The 16,950-nt window shown below is 48.0% G+C and carries 11 protein-coding genes; 3 read left to right on the forward strand and 8 right to left on the reverse strand.

The window, feature by feature from the left end:
- The 7 genes from RCH83_RS08365 to RCH83_RS08395 all read right to left on the reverse strand — a co-directional run.
- The coding region (locus tag RCH83_RS08365; RefSeq protein ID WP_306521012.1) for a GTP-binding protein at positions 1–110 on the reverse strand (110 nt) is incomplete at its 3' end.
- A gap of 240 nt (positions 111–350) precedes the next feature.
- Positions 351–3,017, reverse strand: a complete 2,667-nt coding sequence (locus RCH83_RS08370) for an alpha-amylase family glycosyl hydrolase (RefSeq protein ID WP_306520912.1) — start codon at positions 3,015–3,017, stop codon at positions 351–353.
- 13 nt (positions 3,018–3,030) lie between these two features.
- Positions 3,031–4,533, reverse strand: a complete 1,503-nt coding sequence (locus RCH83_RS08375; protein WP_306520914.1) for a tryptophan halogenase family protein — start codon at positions 4,531–4,533, stop codon at positions 3,031–3,033.
- Between the two features lie 125 nt (positions 4,534–4,658).
- Complete coding sequence (locus RCH83_RS08380) at positions 4,659–7,463, reverse strand: TonB-dependent receptor (protein ID WP_306520916.1); 2,805 nt, start codon at positions 7,461–7,463, stop codon at positions 4,659–4,661.
- A 667-nt stretch (positions 7,464–8,130) separates the two neighbouring features.
- Positions 8,131–9,585, reverse strand: coding sequence for a capsule assembly Wzi family protein (locus RCH83_RS08385; RefSeq protein ID WP_306520918.1), 1,455 nt, complete (start codon positions 9,583–9,585; stop codon positions 8,131–8,133).
- A gap of 215 nt (positions 9,586–9,800) precedes the next feature.
- A complete protein-coding gene (locus RCH83_RS08390; protein WP_306520920.1) occupies positions 9,801–11,867 on the reverse strand; it encodes a M13 family metallopeptidase in 2,067 nt (688 codons plus the stop codon).
- 191 nt (positions 11,868–12,058) lie between these two features.
- Positions 12,059–13,684: a methyl-accepting chemotaxis protein gene (locus tag RCH83_RS08395; protein ID WP_306520922.1), complete on the reverse strand. Its 1,626-nt coding sequence runs from the start codon at positions 13,682–13,684 to the stop codon at positions 12,059–12,061.
- 188 nt (positions 13,685–13,872) lie between these two features.
- On the opposite strand from RCH83_RS08395, the gene RCH83_RS08400 reads away from it, so the two are divergent.
- The 3 genes from RCH83_RS08400 to RCH83_RS08410 are packed head-to-tail and all read left to right on the forward strand — an operon-like array spanning position 13,873 to position 16,087.
- Positions 13,873–14,286 carry a DUF350 domain-containing protein gene (locus RCH83_RS08400; RefSeq protein WP_306520924.1) on the forward strand — a complete coding sequence of 138 codons (414 nt, stop codon included), beginning with the start codon at positions 13,873–13,875 and terminating at the stop codon, positions 14,284–14,286.
- A 13-nt stretch (positions 14,287–14,299) separates the two neighbouring features.
- Positions 14,300–14,926, forward strand: a complete 627-nt coding sequence (locus RCH83_RS08405) for a DUF1190 domain-containing protein (RefSeq protein WP_306520926.1) — start codon at positions 14,300–14,302, stop codon at positions 14,924–14,926.
- Between the two features lie 6 nt (positions 14,927–14,932).
- Complete coding sequence (locus RCH83_RS08410; protein WP_306520928.1) at positions 14,933–16,087, forward strand: glutathionylspermidine synthase family protein; 1,155 nt, start codon at positions 14,933–14,935, stop codon at positions 16,085–16,087.
- A gap of 209 nt (positions 16,088–16,296) precedes the next feature.
- Here the strand turns inward: RCH83_RS08410 and RCH83_RS08415 are convergent, their stop codons facing one another.
- Entirely contained in the window at positions 16,297–16,515 is a 219-nt protein-coding gene (locus RCH83_RS08415) for a hypothetical protein (RefSeq protein WP_306520930.1), read from the reverse strand.
- Between the last annotated feature and the right edge of the window lie 435 nt (positions 16,516–16,950).

Below are 16,950 nucleotides of genomic sequence, written 5' to 3' on the forward strand. Positions count from 1 at the left end.
TTATGGATTTTACCGGTCAGTTTCAGGATACGTTCGGTAGTAGTGGTTTTGCCGGCATCAACGTGGGCGAAGATACCAATGTTTCTGTATAACGATAAATCTGCTGACATAGTCATCTCAATAAGCTAGGGTTTGAAAATAGGGCGATAATATACAGGATTTTATTTTGATTTGCCCGAAAAAAAAGCAGCGTCATAGTGAATTTCAACAGGCTGAGATGAATTTTTAATGACGACAGCACTTTAGCGGCGAAAAAAACGCCTGACTCCTGCATATTTGCTATTGAAGATCCGCTTTGATCAGCCGGATCTTCCCCTGCCAAAACCGCTTTTTCCGCTTTGTGTTTGCTGTTATTTTGTTTTCACTGCCGTTAACTCCAGCCAGATATCATCCAGCACTTTTGGTGCATTAGATGGCGCGCCGGAAAAATTCCAGGGTGAAGGTTCGGGTGCTATGGATCGCAACAACCCTTCACCGGTTTTATCCCAGGTAGAAATGTAAATACCGGCTCCGGCCCAGTTGCTGACGCCAAGCGCCTGCCCCTGATATCGCACTATGATGACTCCGGCTTTAGCATCCACCTCAAGTTGTGGTGCTGCACCAAGTTTGTCCCCTGTGTTTAAGGCTGTGGCATTTTTGGCGTTAAACACTGAATTACCCCAGCCAAACATAAAATGGCCAAGTTGCCAGTTTTTGCCTTGTGGCATTTGACTGTTCAGGCCTGGCAAAGCCTGAGCTGATGGCAAATTGTCAGCCTTGGGCAGATGGAAAAAAATAGCAAAATGCACGTTGTCAAAACCATTGGCCGGCGCCCAGAACTGGCTGATTTGTGCCATCTGGATTTTCAGCTCCAGATTGGCGCCAGCGGCTTTGGCCTCCACAGCCCTGATATCCAGTTGTTGTTGTGAATGTTGCTGCTGTGGCTGTTGGTAGCTGCCGCTTGGGCCATGATCGTCGTTGGCCGCATCCTGCGTTGTGGTGTGCCACCTTGCTTCGGTGATCCGGCTTTGATAATGCAGGCTGTCGCTCACCTGCTGTAAATCCGCAGCATAAACCGCCAGCTGGTTTTGTTGTTCACCTAAATCCTGCACGTTTACCTGAAAAGTGAAGTTGCCTTGTTGATCACTGCGCTGCACCTGGGGCAAAACTTCACCGTTTTTGACCAACTGTAAAGCCAGATCTGGCTTATTCACCCGGCCTTGCAGCTGAAAATCCTTGGTACAACCCGCTGAACAAAACGGCCTTTGCAGCTGAAATAGCAGTGGTGTTGTTAAAGCTGAGCTGGCTTTTTGTGTTAGCTGTTGCTCAGCTTCAGGCGCCAATACTAACACTGCGCGGGCTGGTAATAATAAAGTTAAGCGGCCAGCAGCGTCAGGGTTGATACTGCTGATATCAGTCTGGTGTTGCCATAAAACTTGCCAGCGGTTTTGCTGTTTTGGCACTGCGCGCTTAGCAGATAACTGGGCAGGCAACTGCAAATTGGCCAATAACACCGGCCTGTCGGCGGTATTGATCAGCACCACTATTTGTTCTGTTGGTGCTTTTGTACTTTTGGGCAATAACAACTTTTCTTTTGGCGTTAATGCCATCTGATAAGCCAGTACGCCTGGCGCTGTGTTATCGGCTTGCAATAACGACCAGTCGCCACGGCTTAAAACCTTATGTTCACGCCTGAGCTTTGCCAGACTCTGGATTTTTTGGTACATCAGGCTATTTTGCTGAAACTGGTCTTTTGTTGTGCCAAAACCACCGGCAAACATCGCCTGACGGCTCTGTTCTAATAACTGCTCATCCCCCTGATAAATTACCGGAATACCGGGAATGCTAAACAGCAGCGCATAAGCCTGAATAAAAGCATCCACACTACCGGCCGCTAAAAACCTTTTGGTGTCGTGGTTATTTAAAAAAGTGGGCGTCAGATGTGGTTTTGGAAACTTGGTATGTTCTGCCAGCCGGTAGCCTAACTGCGCCGGTGGCCGGCCTTCGGCCAGTACAGCGTTAATCTCAAAATACAGCGGAAAGGCAATCACCGCATCCAGCTCAGGTTTATTGTTGCTGCCTAAAAAGGCTTTTAGTTTTTGCTCACCGTCATTGTCAAAAGCTTTGGACGCATCAAACACTTCACCAAAAGTGAAAAAATGCTGTTTACCTAACTCCTGCGCTTTGGCTTTGATGCCGTCAGCTGCATGCAAAAAATCAAACCAGAAGTCGTGTTCTACATATTTGGCCGTGTCGATGCGAAACGCATCCACCCCCACCTGCTCCAGCCAAAAACGGTAACTTTGTTTCAGCGCTGTGCGCACCTGAGGGTTGCTGGTATTTAAATCGGCCAGATTGGCCAATTGATAGCTAAATTCCTGGCCGGGCACAGTAGGGTCCTGAATAGGCGGAGTCCAATGGTAGATATTGGCTTTGGCAGCTTCCGGGTCCAGCCTGTTGATTAAATGAAATGGCGGCTGGCTGGGGGCGGCTTGATGGCCTTTTTCATACAACTCAAAGTTTTTAGCTGTGTCTTTGGCATCATAAGGGCCGCTATAACCAAAAAAGTTGCCGGTATGGTTCAGCACAATATCCTGAATAAGGTACATATTGCGCTGGTGCAATGCGGCAGATAACTGCTGGTAATCCTTTAAGGTGCCAAGGTGGGCATCCACCGCCATAAAGTCGGTGGCCCAATAACCATGATAACCGCCATATTGTACTTTTTGGCTCCACCATTGATTGGCAACTGGCGGCGTTAACCAAAGAGCTGTAGCACCAAGATTTTGAATATAATCCAGTTTACTTTTGATACCAGCTAAATCGCCGCCGCTGTAATGGGCCGAGCTTGCCGGATTAAATTCGCCCGCGCCCTGGTCATTATTGGCCGGATTACCATCGGCAAACCGGTCGGTTAACACAAAATAAATTACCTGGTCGCGCCAGTCGGGTGACGGGCGCTGTAAATAAGACTCCGCCAACAAGGGCGCTGCAACCATCATTGTCAGCAGGCTTAGCGCAGGAAAAATTTTGTGCATGCCAAGGCTCCGGCTAGGGGGTCAGACAAAAACTGAGAAAGTCCTGATGCGGCGGCATCCGGCTGGCCGTGACCTGCATAATGGCTTTTAAGTTGCCCAAGAGTTCCTGCAACTGCTCTTTACTCAGCGCATCCACCATCGGATGGTAATCCTGCGGCAACAACCCTTGCCCCATCATCACCTGCTGCCAGGCAATTTCCGCAAACAGTTCGTCCTGCTCCCGGAATACCCGGCCTGAATGACGGAATACTTCAATTTTACGCGCCAGAGAATCCGGAATGTCCATGCGGGCACAGTCCTGCCAATATTTGCTGTCGCTGCGTTCATTGAGTTTGTAATGCAAAATAATAAAGTCGCGGATTTGTTCAAACTCAACTTTAGACTGACGGTTATATTCATCCCGCTCCGCATCACTGATGCCATGGTTTGGGAAAAACTTAATCAACCGCAACACACCGGATTGGATCAGATGAATACTGGTGGACTCCAGCGGCTCAAGAAAACCACTGGATAAGCCGATGCTAACCACATTGCGGTGCCATTGTTTTAAACGCCGTCCTGTGCGGAAGGAGATTTTTCTGGGTTCTGCCAAAGGTGCTCCGTCCAGATTGGCCAACAATGTTGCTTTGGCTTCTTCATCTGAACAATATTTACTGGAATACACAAAACCATTGCCAATACGATGTTGTAGCGGAATACGCCACTGCCAGCCTTTGGCATGGGCGATAGAGCGGGTATATGGGGTGATAGGATCCACTGAAGCACAAGGCACAGCCAATGCAGTGTCGGCCGGTAGCCAATGCGACCAGTCTTCAAAACCGGTATTTAAGGTTTTATCTATCAGCAAACTATGTAAACCGCTGCAATCGATAAATAAATCGCCACTGATTTGTTGCCCCGACGCCAGGATCAGCGTTTTAACATCACCACTGAGCTCATCCAGTACCACGTCGGCAACTTTGCCTTCAATACGCTGCACCCCCAGACTTTCGCTGAATTTACGCAAAAAAGCGGCGTATAAACCCGCATCAAAATGATAGGCGTAAGACAAACCCGGCAGATTGACCCCTTCAATCCGGTCCAGATGCGCAAATGTATGTTGTTTTGCTGCCTGATAACCTAATGAAAAGTCCCAAAAATCATAACCCATGTTCAGTTGCTGGCTGCGTAACCAAAAATGATGAAAATTACAGGACGGAAATTCTTTGCCTATGCTGCCAAAAGCATGCATGTAGCTGTCGCCAGTTTTGCGCCAGTTTTCAAACTGAATACCAAGCTTGATGGTGGCTTTGGTTTCGCGGACAAAAGTTTTTTCATCTATGCCCAAAGCGGCATTAAAAGTCAGGATGGGTGGAATTGTGGCTTCGCCAACCCCAACAATACCAATATCATCAGACTCCACCAGCTGGATCCGGATGGACTTGCCTAACAATTTCACCAGTAACGAAGCGGTGATCCAGCCTGCAGTACCGCCGCCCAGAATGACCACATCTTTAAACGTTTTATGTTGCAGCATCATCACTCCTGAACCGGTTTATCCGGTGTTGTGCTGGCCGGGTATAAATAAAGACAAAAGCAAAAAAGTGAAAGCTATTGATAAAAAAAGCCCCAGCGAACCGGGGCTTTTATCAACAACTACTATTACAGCTTATAGCTGAAACCAAGCAGATAAGTACTGCCGTAGTCCTGATAGTCACGCACTTTCAGCGCATCACCCTGAGTAGACACAAAAGGCTCTTCTGTCAGGTTCTGACCTTGCAGGAAAATAGACAAACCTTCCAGGTTTTTATAACCCGCTTCACCAAAGTCAAAGCCAATTTGCGCATCAACAATGGTTTCACCCTGGATGTCCACTTGCTGGGTATCAAAGCCGATACCATAAACGTCGCCTTTAAAATCACCACGTTTACGCGCACTGACGCGGGCCTGGAAGCCGTTACGTTCAAAAAACGCTGTAGCAGAGATGATTTCTTTTGACAGACCTGGCAGCTCATAAGGGTTGCCATTTGGATCTTTAATATCCTGATCAACGATGGTGTAGCTGGTGATCACACCAAAACCTTCCAGCACATCACTAAAAGTGTTCAGCGGTAAGGTCACGGCAAATTCAGTACCCTGTAAGGTACCACCACCACCGTTTACTTTACCCGAACCTGTTGCAGTTGAAGTTGGTGGTACTTCACCTGTGCTTGGGTTGGCTACACCCACTAAATCAACTTCATATTTACCGTCGAAGATCCACTCATTCAGATCTTTCCAGAAATAAGCGATAGAAAAATAACCATCTTCGCTGAAGTAGTTTTCATAAGATAAATCCAGACCCAAAGCTTCTTTTGGCTCCAGCAGTGGGTTACCACCGTTGACACTCCAGAAGTTACCATTGTTGTCCGGCTGCTGGCTGTAGCTGGCACCAACAGAAGCATTCATCTCATCCAGACGTGGACGTGACAATGTTTTTGCTGCACCAAAACGTACTGACTGATCTTCAGCAACATCAAAAATCAGGTTCAGGCTTGGTAACAGGTGGTTGTAGCTGTGCTCAACATTAGTTGGTGACGACACAATCAAACCATTCACAGAACCAAAAGCTGTGCCCTGAGAACTTTGTTCGGTTTTGATATAACGCAGGCCAACACTACCTGTCACCGGAATATCGCCCAGCTCAGCTTCCAGATCAGCCTGAGTATATAAAGCTGTTACATCTTCGCTGACGGTCCAGGTTTTAAATGAATGGCTTTGGTTGGTCAGGCTTTCCGCCAACAAGTCATAATAACCGTCAGCCAGCATAGCACCTGAGTTGTAGGCGATCATATTGCCCATACCGATAAAGTCCAGATTCACTGTACCCATACGATATTGTTCCGGCACCACAACAGTGGCTGGGAACTGTTTCAGCGTCATGAAATAACCTTCAGACTTTTTGTCTTTTTCACGGCTCTTATAAGAAGCGCCATAATGCATTTTGGTCAGAATGCCGGCATCTTCCAGCACCTGAGTTGCTGCCAGTTTAAAGGCGTTCAGCTCGTCATCTACTGTAGGCGCATTGATAAAACCGTCTTGCGCAGTGTTTTCGTACAGTTCATTGCCAATCACACCGTATTTCTGGTTCAACGCTGTACTCCAGCCCCAGCTACGTGGGCCACCCAGTTGAATCAGGTTGTAATCAGCGTAGTTCAGGCTTGGTGTAAAAATGGCGCCAGAGTTGCCAGACTTAAATTCATAAGTCAGATCATCACCCACACCCAGTTTGTCACCACGGCCGGTACCGGCATAACTTTCAAAAGACCAGATTTCCCGTTCAACTGAAGAGTGGCTGGCGTCAAAATTTAAGGTCCAGTCATCGTTCAGGTTGTAATCAAGATTAAAACCAAACGCATTTAACTTGGCGTCGCGGTTTTCCAGGTCATTACGCACCACCAGGTATTCATCAGACACCTGAGCTTTAGTGATAAAACCGGTGGCCGGATCTACAGCCAGCGCAGTGCTGCCGCGGTTATAACCCCAGGCAAATGGAATTTCGATACCACGCAGAATTTTTTCATCGGTAAAATCAACGTACAAGGCATCAAAGGTCATTTTCAGTTTGTCGTTTGGTGCCGCTTCCACCACCAGCATGGCTGAGTCGCGATCCAAAGTAGAAGAACGCACAAACGGCTTGGCGCCACCTAACACTGAGTAGTTTTTACCATCTACGCTGAAATCAGGATAACCCCAGGCATTCCAACGTTTTTCCTGGTTTGGCGAGCTCATTTTGGAATAAGCAAAAGCAACGCCAATGGTGTCGTTGGCAAACTTATCGATATAAGAAAAAGTACCACGGCCACCGGCATCGTTACCGTCCGGGTTCAGCTTATCAAAACTGGTCATTTCGTATTGGCCGTTAAATTGGATAGTGCGCTCACGGCTTAATGGCTTCACCGTTTGCATGTCGATCACACCGGCAATACCTTCAGCTTCCAGCGTCGCGTTTGGTGTTTTATAAACGGTCACGCCGCTCATAATTTCTGAAGGGTACAGGTCAAATTCCACACCACGGTTATCACCGATAGAGACCTGCTCACGGCCGTTAAAAGTAGTGGCACTTTCGTTTTCACCAAAACCGCGGATACTGACGCGGCTGGCACGACCGTCCAGACGTTGTGACGTCAGACCCGGCAGGCGTGAAATAGATTCGGCGATACTGGAATCCGGCAGTTTACCAATGTCTTCAGCAGAAATAGATTCAACCACGTTGGTTGAAAAACGTTTGGTGTTGATTGATTCAACAACAGAACGACGGAAACCTTTAATTTCGATAACTTCAACAGCAGCATCAGCTTTGGCTTTTTCACGTGCTTCTGTTGGTGATAATTTTTTGCTGGCGTCAGTGGTCTCTTGTGCTGCGTGTGCAGTACCAAAAGCGGTCGCCAGAGCGAGCGTCAGTAAACTTAATTTATAGTGTTTCATGCCCTTCATCCCCGGTGTGGTGTTTCTGATTTTTAGGTTGTTCGCTCCACACCAACCGGTATGAAGTATGACAACCTTGCTATTTCTATGTGGATTACCTGAACTACACAACATGAATACGTATTCATACCAAAGCAAACGCACGACTTTAGTGCGCCTGGTCAGGCCTTTGCCCAAACCGGGTGCAAGCTAGTTGCCACATCTGCTTGTTCAGCATAGCTTTAGTTCAGAAAAATGCCGTTGCATCAACGAAAAACCAATGTTGATTCAGACAAAAACCACCAACTGTAGCTACAAGTCTGCAACATCAATAAAAGGCATGGGCTGAGCGTCGGAAAAAAAGCACTAACTTGGTGCGTCGACAGCAGCAGTTGTCTGTCGCTTGTTGTGGCATAAAATAACGCAGGAAGATGAATATCGGCCAGGCAGAATTGCATACGTATGCAGTTTTGCCAGTTTTTGCGTTCACAACATCTGCACTGACCGACACTACAACAGATCGCCACTTTGACGGCTGATTGCCGGATTTATTCAAACCAGCGGCTGGTGCAGCAGCGAAGCTGACCTGGGTTATTTACCCTTCTGATAGCTTTTTGTGTACCAAGCTTAGCTGCCGGATAAATAAAAAAGGGCCACCACAGTGACCCTTGATAACATCAACCAGACTTCAGAATAACCTTTGCCATTGCAGGAAAAGTTCGGTCTGCCAGTCACTGCTGTTGCTGGCTTTATAAGTGGTGCGGCTAAATTCCAACCCCCACTTCAGTTGATCAGAATCTTCACGCCACTGCTGCTCGGTTCGCCATAACAACACATTGCGTGCCGGTAACTGGGTTTGGGTCCATTGGGATGGCAAATCAACCCGACCACCGTCAATGTTTAGCTGCAAAGCGGCAATTTTGTTATGCCAATGCGTGTTAATGTCCAGTTGCGTCAAAATACCTAAGTTAAAAGCGCGGCTGTCGTTGTCGTAAGGCGAGCCAAAGTTACGGCCATAACGACGATAACCGTCATGATGCACACTATGTTCATACATGCAGTTCCAGTCGCGGTCATCACTACAATCTATAGTGGTATCGACAAACTCAGCATAAATGCGGCTGTCGATGGACGACAAAAACACATCGGCGCCCAGTTGATACACCACTTTATATAACGCTAGTTTTTTGCTGTTAAAATCTTCTGCAGTAGCGCTGAAATAAAAACCAACAGGTCTTTCCAATACGTTTGTTGACCAGCGTGCATCATAACCGGCCAGCATATTTTCGGTGCCTTCCAGCGACCCGCCATCAAAAAGTGCGTTAAACCAGTCGTTTAAGCCATTGCCATAACCATCACCGCCATATTGCATCACCCAGCTAAAACCTACATCCAGCGACGGTAAAGGTTTAGTGCCTAATCTGGCTTGCCATAATTTTGCTGAAGACACTTCAGCTCGCTCGCTGAGCTGACCAAAGCTGGTGGTAAAAGTCCAGGCTGGTAACCAGTCATCTGCTGCGGCTGCGCTGGAATGACGGCTGAAGCTAATACCGGCAACAGGCCGGGCATTAGTGCTGACAATAGTGCTGGCGTCCCAGCTTGGGCCCCAGTATTTTTCCAAAGCGCCAACAGTCACTACCCAGTTCCACGCTTTGACCGCTGCATAACTGCCATCCAGCCGGGTGCGTTGCCCGTCGATGGGCGCATGCACTTTGCTGACTTGCAGCCGGCCACTGAGATTTTCGTTGTGGTAACTGTATTGCAGCCCAAGCTGGGCTTCGTCACGCAAGGTATCACCAAAACGCACAAACTGCGGTTGTTCGGTTTCGCCAGAGAGGCTGATACGAGCCTGACTTGGCCTTTTATCACGCATATAAGCGGCCACTACCCGGCGCACTACTTCCGCCATCTGTGGGCTCAGTGTTTGTTGATCGGCGGCCTGCACGTCCTGTATCACCGCCTGCCACATTAACGGGAAAGTGGTGACAGGTTGCTGAATAATGCCGACATCAGCCAGCAGCTGAATATCTGAGCGTAAAGCCAAATCATCCGCTTCAATCCACCAGCCTGCAACAGCCTGACCATGAAGGCCTAAGGCCGATAAACATAGTGCCGCGGTCAGCGAAAGCTTCAAAGTTTTCAACCTTAAATCCTTGTAAAAAATGCCGAAGATGGTGGCGATTATACGGCCTTGCCGCCACAGCGCCAACCTTTGTCAGCCGCCATTACTGAGGCAGTGACAAAGCACTGGACCTGGCGGTTACATGAGTGAAATCCAATCAAAGCAAAAGCCATTTCAGCGAAAACAAAACGGAGCCAACAGGCTCCGTTTTATACCGGATACAGTTCCGGGTTCAGTTACCAGATTTTCACTCTTTGATCGTCAGGTCTGTACATGCCATCACCGGGTTTTACGTCATAAGCCTGATAAAATTCCGGCATATTCGACAGCACACCTAACACCCGGTACATGCCAGGTGAATGTGGGCCTGTGATCACTTGCTGACGTAAAGCTTCGTCACGGAACTTGGTGCGCCACACCTGGGCCCAACCGATGAAAAAGCGTTTTTCACCGGTAAAACCATCAATCACCGGGGCAGTTTTGCCATTCAGTGAGTTCTGGTAGGCGCGGTAAGCCACTGTTAAACCACCTAAATCGGCAATGTTTTCACCTAAACCTAAAGCCCCCTGCAGTTTTAAATCATCAATAGGGTTAAAGGCACTGTATTGCTCCACCATCAGCTGAGTACGCTGACGGAATTGTTCAGCGTCGGCCGGGCTCCACCAGTCACGCAGATTACCGTCACCGTCAGAGCGACTGCCCTGGTCGTCAAAACCATGGGTAATTTCATGACCAATCACCCCACCAATAGCGCCGTAGTTCACAGCATCATCTGCTTCCACATTAAAAAACGGTGGTTGCAAAATAGCGGCAGGGAACACAATTTCGTTCATGGTTGAGCTGTAATACGCATTCACAGTTTGTGGTGTCATACCCCATTCAGTGCGATCCACTGGTTTACCCAGTTTGCCAATCATGCGTTGATATTCACATTGACTGCTGCGCTGCATATTGCCAATTAAATCATCAGCGCTGATGCTCAGGCAGTTATAGTCACGCCACACGTCAGGGTAACCAATTTTAGTATTAAACTTTTTCAGTTTTTCCTGGGCTGCCAGTTTGGTTTCGGCGCTCATCCATTCCAGTTCGTTGATGGACTGTTCAAAAGCCACCCGCAGGTTTTTGATCAGCTGATCCATGCGTTCTTTGGCTTCTGGCTTAAAGTATTTTTCCACATACATTTTGCCAACCATAAAACCAAGTGCATTGTTAATGGCTTCTACTGCACGTTCTTCCCGCGGTTTTTGCTCTTGTAAACCACTTAAAACCCGGCCGTAAAAATCAAAACTGGTCTGATCAAAAGCGGCGCTCAGCATAGATGCATTACTTCGGATCAAATGAAACTTCAGATAAGTTTTCCATTCATCCAGCGTCACTTCCTGCTGCAATTTGGCAAAAGTGGTGAAATAAGTAGGTTGACGCACCACCAGTGCATCTTCGCTATTGAGCTGTGCCGCTTTGATAAAAGCTGCCCAGTCAAAACCAGGTGCTAAAGTGCTGAGTTCAGCAGGTGTCATTTTGTTATAAGTGGCGTTGCGGTCGCGGTTTTGCACCCGGCTCCACTGCGCTTCGGCCAGTTTGCTTTCTAGTGCAAAAATTTGCTCTGCCGCTTTGCCACCCTCAGCCCAGCCGGCGAGCTCCCAGAATTTGGCAATCATCCACTGGTATTGCTTTTTGATTTGTTCAGACTTTTCATCGGTTTTCAGGTAATAGTCGCGATCCGGTAAACCCAGGCCCGACTGGCTGGCACTAACAATATATGTTGTGGAGTCTTTTTGATCCTGACCGACATAAAGCGCCACTGGCGAACCATATCTTTCTTGTTGCAACTGGCCTAAAAACGCTGCCAGCTCAGCTGGTTGCGTGAGCTTATCAATAGCAGCCAATTCGTCTTGAAGCGGGGTTAAGCCCAGGCTTTCAATTTTGGCGGTATCCAGATAAGCACGGTACAAATCACCAATTTTTTGCTGATCTGTGCCTGCATCTGCCGGTTTGGCAGCCGCAGCTTTAATCAGCGTTAATACATGTTCATCTGCACCTTTACGCAATTCATGAAAACTGCCCCACACCGATTTATCAGCCGGAATTTCGGTTTTGGCCAACCAGTTGCCGTTTACATAACGGAAAAAGTCTTGTTGTGGTTTGGTTTGGGTATCCAGATTGGTCAGTTCAATACCACTTTTTAAACTGGCAACAGCAGCGACTGTAGCTGGGGTTGGTTCCGGGGTTTTGCTGGCTTGTTCACAACCGGCCAGACCAAAAGCCAATGCAATGCTAAAAGCTAATAAAGATTTTTGTTTCATCGGGTGTTCCTGCATAACGGCATAATGCTAATTAACGCCCGAGTGTAGTGAATCGGATCTGAATGTCCAGCCAGCGCAGATGCAAGGGGCAACAGCTGCGATAAAAGGCTGAATTTATGAGTTTATTGCGACAGATTCACCAGCAAAAGACGCTGCATTTTAGCTTTTTTTGCCAAAACGCAGCGCTGTGATTACACCTGATAAGCGGCTGCCTGCAGCCGCAATTTGGCCGCCAGCTCGGCCAGTGCCGTACTGGCTTCGGCACTGTGACGGGCGCTGTGGCTGACTTCACTGATACTGCCGCTAAATTCAGTGATGTTTTTATTAATATCTTCCGCCACTACTGTTTGTTGTTCAGTAGCTGCCGAAATTTGCACATTCATATCCACAATAGTGCCGACCGAACTACGGATTTCCTCAAGCACATCACCGGCTTGTTGGGCATTTTGCACACTGTCACCGGCATATTGCTGCGACTGGGTCATGGCATTTACCGCTTCACGGGCTGCCCCTTGCAGTTTATCAATCATGCTGCGAATAGACTCTGTTGCCTGTTGTGTATTGGTGGCCAGGGTCCGGACTTCATCAGCCACTACCGCAAAACCCCGGCCAGCTTCACCTGCTCTGGCGGCTTCAATGGCCGCATTGAGCGCCAGCAAATTGGTCTGGGCGGCAATATTCTGGATCACCAAAAGCACCTGACTAATTTTATCGGTTTCGTTATTCAGCCCGTTAATCACATTGCTGGCACTGCCAATAGCATCCGACAACTGGCGGATGGAACTGACATTTTGCGACACTTTGGCATAACCCTGCTGCGTTTTAGTATCTGCATCGCCTGCCTGCACCGAGGTGGCCTGAGCACTGGACGCCACTTCCTGAATAGCAGCCGACATCTGGTTAATGGCGGTGGCAATCAGGTTGGCTTGTTGTTCTTGCGCAAAGGCAGTGTCACTGACCTGAGCGCTGATACTGCTCATTTCTTCCGAAGCTGACGCCAGCATATTCACCGCATTACCCAGTTCAGTAAAAAAGGCCTGCACTCTGGTAATGGTCTGATTAAACGACTCGGCGGCTTCAGCAATTTCATCATTACCGGTAATTTTTACCCGCAGCCGTAAATCTGAATGTTGGCCCACATCGTTGATCACTTGCCGTAAATCCCGCAGCGGTCGCTGAATAGAACGATAAATCAACACAGCAAGCACTGTTAAACCCACAATCATCAGCACCATCAGCACAGAAAACAATTGCATGGTGCTGCTGTACCTTTGATCTGCTTCATTGGTAAATGCCAACGACTCGTCCAGCTGCAGCTGGATCAGCGCTGCCAGCGCACTACTGAGTGGGTCTGCCACCCCATACATTTGTTGCTGAAACTCGGCATTGGGCACCGCCAGCACAGAACCATCGGCTATGGCCAACAAATAACCCTGCAACTGTTGTTGCCACTTCGCAATCCAGGGATCTGCGGCCTGCACCAGGCTCAGTTCTTTGTCGGTCATTTTGGTTTGATGATAGGCTTGCCATTCGGTCTGGGCTGTTTCTGCCGCCAAACGGATCTGACTGCTGGCCTCTGTGATATCGAGCAAACCAGCTCTGTGTTTATGCATGGTATCAACAATGGTCACTGCATAAGCATCAGACACCACTTTGATTTGCTGCAAAGGTTTTATTCTGTCCTGATACAGACTCTCGACCCCAGTGGCCAAAATACGCATGTTATAGACAGAAATCAGGCTGACGATTATCAGCAGTAATAACGGAATTGCCGACAACCCGATCAAGCGGGTGCGGACTTTGATTTGATTTAACATAAACTCACCTCAATCAGGTTATCACCGAATCAATATCCGTGAGTCCGTTCATCAGATTGAGCCTAGTACAGACTGAGCTGATTTTCCGTACTTTAGCAAAAGCTAAGCAATATCAGCTGTAATTGCCTTTTGTAGTTAAATTCTGGATGATAGCGCCAGACCCACCCGTTTAATCAAAGGAAGATCTGATGTCTGATACGCTGCTCGCTTCAATTGCCGGTTTGCCTGAGTTTTTAAGTTTCTTTTTCCTCGCTATTTTGCTGCTTGGTTTATTTGCCCGAATTTACAGCTGGCTGACGCCCCATGATGAAGTGGCTTTGATTAAATCAAATAACACTGCAGCAGCCATTGCTTTTGGTGGTGCTTTGTTGGGTTTTGCCTTGCCTTTGGCCAGCGCTATTACCCACTCTATTTCGTTGGCAGACTGCGCCATTTGGGGTGCTATTGCACTGGTAGTGCAAAGTCTGACTTTTGTGGTGGTACGTCTAACCATTCGTCAGTTGCCACAACGTATTACCAATGGTGAAGTTGCTGCCGGTGTGTTTTCCGCTTGCTGTTCTATTGCTGTTGGTTTGATTAACTCTGCCAGCATGACGTTTTAAGGAGCATTTTTTTATGTCCAGATCATTTAAACGCAGTAAAAAAGCAGCGTTGATTTTAATGGTGCCTACCGCCACTTTATTAATGGCCGGTTGCAGCAGCGAAGAGCCGGTAGAAACCGCTGTGTACCAAAATGCGGACGAATGTGCTGCTTATTACAACCCTCCTGCTGAATGTCAGGCTGAATTTGCCAAAGCGCAGCAGCTGCATAGTCAGGTTGCACCTAAATATCAAAGTCAGGCTGAATGTGAAGCCGACTTTGGTACTGGTCAATGTGAAGCGCCTGTGGCCACTCTGGCACAAAACAACAGCACAGCAACGGACCCTGCTGCACCGGCCCAGCAACAACAAGCCAGCTCTGGCTTTTTTATGCCGATGATGATGGGTTTTTTAGCAGGCCAGATGTTAAACCGCGGTGGACAGAGCATGTCAAAACAGCCGGTGCCAACTCAGCCTTTGTATAAATCCCGTGATGACATGAGCACTTACCGCACCGCCAGCAATCAGCCTGTGGCACGTCAGTCTGGCCCTGTTTCGGTATTGCCATCCAAAATGCAGCCAAAAGCCGGCACTATGGTACGTCGTGGTGGTTTTGGTGCTCAGGCACAACAACGTCAGTCGTCAATGAGCAGTGGTGGTTAAGCACTGATGAAAAAAGTTGCGATTAACGAAAGACCAGGCTGGCGCCAATATGCCGAAAGTGTCGGTTTTGATTTTCACACTTTTGACGGTGAAGCTTATTGGGACGAAAGCGCTTATTACCAGTTCAGCCTGGAGCAGATTGAACAGGATATTGAAGCGCCGACCGAAGAGTTGCACCAGATGGCCTTGTCGCTGCTGCCGGATATTCTGGCTGACGAACAAAAATTACGGCTATTGGAAGTACCTGAACAATATTGGGACTGGCTGGCACAGTCCTGGCGTACAGCGCAGCCGCATTTATATGGCCGCTTAGATTTAGCCTACCACGGCAAAGGCCCGGCTAAATTGCTGGAGCTGAATTACGACACGCCAACTTCGTTATTTGAAACCGGCTTTTTTCAGTGGGTGTGGCTGGAAGATCAAATGACCCGCGGCCAGCTGCCACAAGGCGCCGACCAGTTTAATTCGTTGCAGGACAAGCTGGAGCAGGCTTTTGCCACAATGCCGCTGCGCCAACCCTGTTATTTCAGCTGTGTTGGCGACAATATTGAAGACAAAGGCACAGTCAATTATCTGCTGGATATTGCCACTCAGGCAGGCATCGACGGGCGTTTTTTAGCGCTGGAACAGCTGGGTGAAATCAACGGCCAACTGGTGGATAACGATGATTTTCCGGTGCAGGCTATGTTTAAGCTGTACCCATGGGAATTTATGCTGCGTGAAGAATTTGGCCAGCATTTATTAACTTCAGACACCCAGTGGCTGGAACCTGCCTGGAAAATGTTGTTGTCCAACAAAGGCATATTGCCGCTGTTATGGCAAAAATTCCCGAATCACCCGAACCTGCTGCCAAGCTTTTTTGAAAGCCCGGGTGAAGCGTCGTTACGTTCTGGTTGGGTGCGTAAACCTTTGTATTCGCGTGAAGGCGCCAATATTGAGCTGATAGACCCACAAGGCAACAAACTGGTGGTGGACGGCCCTTATACCGACGCTGGTTTTATCCGGCAGGAGTTTTATGCTTTGCCTAAATTTGACCAGAGTTACACTTTAATTGGCTCCTGGCTGGTGGGAGACAATGCGGCAGGCATTGGTATTCGTGAAGATAACTCTTTGATCACCAAAGACAGCTCACGCTTTTTACCCCACATTATTCTCGATTAAAGCCGGAGTTTGTATTTACCAGGGCCCAGCAACAATAAAACTGCACCATGCTGCCTTATTGTTGCTGGTTTTATGGTCTAAAGAGTCATCAGCACCTGACTGACACAGACACTTTAACTGTTGTTTGTCATTTTACTTTTGCAGTTCAAACTAACAACCTGAGCTCCTGAAAAACGACGAGCAACGACCGATCAGACATAGGCCTATTCTCAACTTTTACGGCCGGCAACCAACAATAAACCGCCAACCAGCATGGCTGCGACACCAGCCCACATCGGCACATTCACTCTTTTGGTTTCTTCAACAGACACTTCAATACTGCCAAGCTGCAAGGCTGTGCTGTCTTTGGTGTAACTAAAACCGCCATAAGCCAGCGCCAGCGCGCCGCCAACCAATAACAGTATTGCAATTAATTTTTTTGCATCCATAACTTCCCCCTGCTGCAGCTTAGCGCGCAATCCCACCGTCGATAACGGCACAAGGCGCTTCGCTTATTCTAAAACTCAGTGGAACACAGTCTTGGTGCACTAGCACACATAAAACATCATTTATGCTGAAATAAACGCCAGCAGCACAACCGGACGCAGCATATTCATGCAACAAAACCGGATAGATCAACACAAACAATAGATCACAAAAGCAGTGAAAGAACCTCAGCGGTTATGATGAAAGGCAGCAGATTCAGCCTGCATTTTTCACTAAATTTCTGTTGGATATTTATCCACTTTTACTTTAAAGTACGCGCCATTCGCCCATCCCGCAGCGGGTTCCGTATTCTGACCATTCCGTCAGCGCTGTTGCGGTGATTTTTCCACTACACTCAGTTCATTCTGCTGTCATACAAATGCCGTATGACTTGAACA

Origin of the sequence: Rheinheimera sp., from assembly GCF_030824435.1 — a bacterium.
GTDB lineage: Bacteria > Pseudomonadota > Gammaproteobacteria > Enterobacterales > Alteromonadaceae > Pararheinheimera.